4 protein-coding genes are annotated in these 2,161 nt (G+C 43.3%); all 4 read left to right on the top strand.

Annotation, left to right across the window (positions count from 1 at the left end):
* The coding region (locus ACYVTD_RS11870) for a hypothetical protein (RefSeq protein WP_461247975.1) at positions 1-197 on the top strand (197 nt) is incomplete at its 5' end.
* Positions 198-206: 9 nt separating this feature from the next.
* On the top strand, positions 207-992 hold the full coding sequence (locus ACYVTD_RS11865; protein WP_461247974.1) for an ATP-binding protein: 786 nt from the start codon (positions 207-209) through the stop codon (positions 990-992).
* Positions 989-1,756, top strand: a complete 768-nt coding sequence (locus ACYVTD_RS11860) for an ATP-binding protein (protein WP_461247973.1) — start codon at positions 989-991, stop codon at positions 1,754-1,756. The genes ACYVTD_RS11865 and ACYVTD_RS11860 overlap by 4 nt, the downstream gene beginning before the upstream one ends.
* 173 nt (positions 1,757-1,929) lie before the next feature.
* On the top strand, positions 1,930-2,161 hold a 232-nt coding region (locus ACYVTD_RS11855), incomplete at its 3' end, for a class I tRNA ligase family protein (RefSeq protein WP_461247972.1).

Raw genomic sequence — 2,161 nt, 5'->3', positions numbered from 1 at the left:
CTGTAGATTCGCTTGAGAAACAACTTGAAAAAGTTATGGATAATCTTGCGTCAATAGGTATTGATAAAAAACTGATAATCGATCAGGCGATGATTACTCCATCTTGCGGAACAGGTTCGCTATCCGTAAACGATGCTGAAAAAGTTTTTACTCTTTTAAACGATTTAACCAAACGAATGAAAGGGAAATACGCTTAAAGGGCATAAATGAAAATCGCAGTTTCAGGAAAAGGCGGAGTCGGTAAGTCCACTGTCGCCGCTTCTATCGCTTTAATTCTGGCGCAAAGAGGCGTTAGAGTTCTTGCCCTTGACGCCGATCCTGACGCTAACCTTGCGGCATCTTTGGGTATTCCTAAAACTGTAAAAATTACTCCCATCTCGCGGGAAATAGCGCTCATCGAGGAAAGAACAGGGGCGAAGATTGATCAGTACGGGCAGATTTTTAAACTTAACCCGAATGTCAGCGACGTAGCGGAAAAATTTGCGGTTTCACATAACGGAGTGGAGCTTTTGGTACTGGGAGCCATAAAGAGGGGCGGCGGAGGCTGCGCCTGCCCTGAAAATGTTTTTATAAAAGCGTTAGTTAACGATCTTGTTCTGTATAAAAATGAAACCCTCATAATGGACATGGAAGCCGGAATTGAACATTTGGGACGGGCTACTTCAAGCGGAGTAGACGTGATGATCATTGTAGTTGAGCCGGGTCAGCGCTCGCTTGATTGCGCTGATACGGTTATCAAGATGTCTAAGGAAATAGGGCTTAATAATTTTGTAATTGTTGGGAACAAGGTAACTTGCGAAGACGATAAACGCTTTATCGCAAATGGGCTTTCAGGTTTTAATGTGTCCGCGTTTCTTCCGTATTCGGAAAATATTCGCAAGGCGGACAGGGACGGAGTTTCCGCGTTTGACGGAATGAATAGCGAAGAACGCGCAAGTTTGGAAACTCTTGTCGATCTTATTTTGAAAATGCCGAATCGAGGTAATGTATGAGCGCGAATAAAAACAGCAAACTAATCGCCATAACCGGAAAGGGCGGCGTTGGCAAAACCACAGTCAGCGCGTTGTTAATTAAAAATTTATTGGCGGCGGGAAAATCTCCAGTGCTTGCGATAGATGCCGACCCGAATAGTTGTCTTGACGCGGCGTTAGGTGTACACGTTACCGACACTGTAGGCAGGGCGAGGGAAGATGTTCGTGAGTCGGCAGGCGCGGACATCAATGTTTCAAAACGCGAGCTTTTACGGTTAAAGTTGGAGAGCGCACTTGTGGAAGAAAAGGGCTTCGACCTTATCGCCATGGGGAGACCGGAAGGCGAGGGTTGTTACTGTTACGCAAATAATGTGCTTAAAGAGATTATCGCCGAGATTTCATCGGGATACCCTTATGTGGTGCTAGATAACGAAGCCGGTCTTGAAAACCTTTCACGGCGTATTGTTCAAAAAGTTGACCTTATGATACTGGTTTCCGACGCTTCCAATTCGGGACTGCAAACTTTGCTCCGCCTTTTTGAACTTGCGGGTGAAATGAAAATGGCTTACGGCAAACTTGCGCTTGTAATAAATAAATTGCGAAACGACAAATTACCTGATAGAATAAAAGAGATAAGCGAAAAGACCAAAGCGGACATAGTCATCGGTCTTCCAGACGACGATGAAGTTTCGGCTTTTGCGCAAGAGAACAGGAATTTCTTGCAGATTTCAGATTCAAACCCTGTTTATAAGAAAGTAATGGAATTGGTTAAAAATGTGAATTAATGTTAGCGGAATAATCTATGGTTTTTATGGAATAGCCCTATCAACAGAGAGCATTTCATTTTTTCATGATTTGGCTACTTATTGATTCATTTACAACGGCGGTTCAGAGTGGGGGCAAAAAGAATAAAATACTCATATTGAATAGATCATTCAATATTTGCTACACTATATCTATGTACAAGCAAGTCGATTCAAAGGTAAATTTTCCCAAATTAGAAGAAGAAATTCTAAAATTTTGGGAAAAAAACAGTATATTTGAGAAGTCAGTATCCAACAGGGAAGGGCAGAGCGAATTCGTTTTTTACGACGGACCCCCCTTTGCCACAGGACTGCCGCACTTCGGGCATTTCGTCCCAAGCACGATTAAAGACATCATCCCGCGCTATCAGGCGATGAAAGGCAAAA

This window comes from Treponema sp. R6D11 (genome assembly GCF_054786075.1).
Note: the sequence above shows the minus strand (reverse complement) of the source record. Positions and strands in the feature narration are given on the sequence as shown.

Coding starts and splice junctions, on each gene's coding strand:
- ACYVTD_RS11865 (WP_461247974.1), top strand. CDS start 207: ATGAAAATCGCAGTTTCAGGAAAAGGCGGAGTCGGTAAGTCCACTGTC.
- ACYVTD_RS11860 (WP_461247973.1), top strand. CDS start 989: ATGAGCGCGAATAAAAACAGCAAACTAATCGCCATAACCGGAAAGGGC.